A 2250-nucleotide genomic window follows, 5' to 3' on the forward strand; every position below is an offset into this window, starting at 1 on the left:
CCTTGAGCCCCAAGCCGTGACCGGTGACGGTGGCATGTCGGTCACCGAGTGGGCGCCGATGGGTCTGGTCGGAGCGATTACCCCGACCACGAATCCAACCTCGACCATCATCAACAACGGTATTTCGATTCTCTCGGGAGGCAACGCCGCCGTATTCAACGTTCACCCTGGGGCCAAGCGAGTCTCAGCTGAGAATATCCGATTGATGAACCGGGCAGTGGTCGCCAACGGCGGACCACCCAATCTCGTCACCGCCATCCCGAATCCGACGATTGACAGTGCCAAAGAACTCATGGTTCATCCTGACATCCGGGTGCTCCTGGTGACCGGCGGCCCGGCCGTCGTCCGTGAGGCGTTGCGGACCGACAAGCGAGCCGTAGCTGCCGGGCCGGGGAACCCGCCGGTCGTGGTTGACGAGACCGCCGATATCGAACGGGCCGGCCGGGCCATCGTGGCGGGGGCCTCCTTCGATAACAACATCATCTGTACCGACGAGAAGACTGCCATCGTGGTCGATACCGTCGCCGACCGCTTGGTCAGGTCAATGGCCGACGCCGGCGCATACATACTCAAGGCGCACGAGTTGAAACGGTTGGAGCGGGTCATCTTTCGAGAGATGGGAGCTCCCAACAAGCCTGGCGTGATCAATCCGGCCTGGATCGGGAAGAACGCCGGGACGATCCTTGCCGAAATCGGTATCCAGACGGACAAAGACATCCGGCTGGCGGTTGCCGAGGTTCCCAACGATCACAGCCTGGTCTGGACTGAGCAAATGATGCCGATCTTCCCGGTCACCCGGGTCAGCAGCGTCGACGCGGCAATAGAGCTGGCGATTCGGACAGAGCATGGATTCCGACACACCGCCGGTATTCACTCGACCAACGTCGAAACGATTACCAAGATGGCCAAGGCCATGAACTGTTCGATTTTTGTTGCCAATGGCTCGTTCTTCTCAGGTCTCGGTGAGGGTGGCGAAGGCTATGCCTCGTTTTCGATTGCGAGCCCTACCGGCGATGGACTCACCAGGGCCCGAACGTTTTCGCGTCCTCGTCGAGTGAGCGTCGTCGGCGCCCTGCGGATCGTGTAGACGGTGGCCGACTCCGTCAGCTTTGGGACTGCCATCGCTTTGCTCGAATACAGCTCTATCGCCGCCGGCATCGAAGCAGGCGATGCGATGGCCAAACGAGCGATGCTTCAGGTGATCCATGCCGGGACGGTCCATCCTGGCAAATACCTGGTGCTCGTCGGCGGCGGCGTGGCCGACGTCGAGGAGGCTGTCGATGCCGCCCATCGACTCGGATCAGATCTGCTGGTCGATGAGCTGTTCCTACCCGATCCCCACCCCGGTCTGGTGGCCGGTCTGGCAGGCGCCAGGGTCGCCGGCAAGGGGGAATCCCTTGGCGTTGTGGAGACAGATTCCGTCTCGGCGGTCATCCTCGCCGCTGATGCGGGGCTGAAAGGCGCCAGAGTCGATCTGCGTCAGATCTTCCTGGCCGACGGACTCGGTGGCAAGGGTTACCTCCTCTTTTCAGGCGCGCTGGTTGAGGTGGAAGCTGCCGTCGAGCAGGCCATCGCCAGGATTCCGGTCGAGCTCACGGCGTGGAGAATCATCGCTCAGCTCCACGACGAGATGAATGAGAACCTGCTCGGCGACGGCCAATTCGGCTCGAGAGTGCGGGGCGGGTGACCTGATGCATCTTGGACGGGTCATTGGAACGGTCGTCGCCACCGAAAAGACCCCCAATCTGGAGGGCATCAAGTTTCTGATCGTCCAGCCGCTGTCGCGCGACGGGGAGCCATCCGGCCGACCGGTGGTGGCCGCCGATGCCGTAGCTATGGCCGGACCGGGAGAGATGATCTACTTCGTCGGATCTCGAGAGGCTGCCCAGGCGATGCCAGAAACCTTTGTACCAATCGACCACGCCATCGTGGGGATCGTCGACCAGTTGCATGTCGAGCCATTGCCGAAGACCAAACGGAAGGCAAAGCCGTGAGACTCGCCCGGGTGTCTGGAACCGTCGTCTCGACGTTTAACTCGCCCATTTTCGATGGGCAACGGCTGCTGCTGTGCGACTACTTGAATCCAGATGGAGAGCTCGCTGGTGGGTATGTCATTGCCGTCGACGTCGTCAGCGCCGCACCCGGCGAAACGGTACTCATCCTCGACGAAGGTACCGGCGCCCGTCAGATCATGGAAGTGTCCAGCGGCCCCATCCGGGCGATGGTCGTCGGCATCATCGACCAGGTCGC

Annotated in this window: 4 protein-coding genes; all 4 read left to right on the forward strand. The window is 61.9% G+C overall.

All coding sequences use genetic code 11. From position 1 onward, the window contains the following. Nucleotides 1-1087: aldehyde dehydrogenase (locus JJE47_17475; protein ID MBK5269216.1), on the forward strand; the 1087-nt coding region annotated here is incomplete at its 5' end. Between the two features lie 3 nt (nucleotides 1088-1090). Next, entirely contained in the window at nucleotides 1091-1687 is a 597-nt protein-coding gene (locus tag JJE47_17480) for a BMC domain-containing protein (GenBank protein ID MBK5269217.1), read from the forward strand. 4 nt (nucleotides 1688-1691) lie between these two features. After that, nucleotides 1692-1994: a EutN/CcmL family microcompartment protein gene (locus tag JJE47_17485; protein MBK5269218.1), complete on the forward strand. Its 303-nt coding sequence runs from the start codon at nucleotides 1692-1694 to the stop codon at nucleotides 1992-1994. Beyond that, on the forward strand, nucleotides 1991-2250 hold a 260-nt coding region (locus tag JJE47_17490; protein ID MBK5269219.1), incomplete at its 3' end, for a EutN/CcmL family microcompartment protein. The genes JJE47_17485 and JJE47_17490, both read left to right, overlap by 4 nt.

The organism is Acidimicrobiia bacterium (assembly GCA_016650365.1).
In the GTDB taxonomy this organism is placed as follows: Bacteria; Actinomycetota; Acidimicrobiia; order Spongiisociales; family JAENVV01; genus JAENVV01.

Bases quoted from the DNA above. Each gene is read 5' to 3' on its own strand.
- JJE47_17485 (MBK5269218.1), top strand. From the start codon at position 1,692: ATGCATCTTGGACGGGTCATTGGAACGGTCGTCGCCACCGAAAAGACC.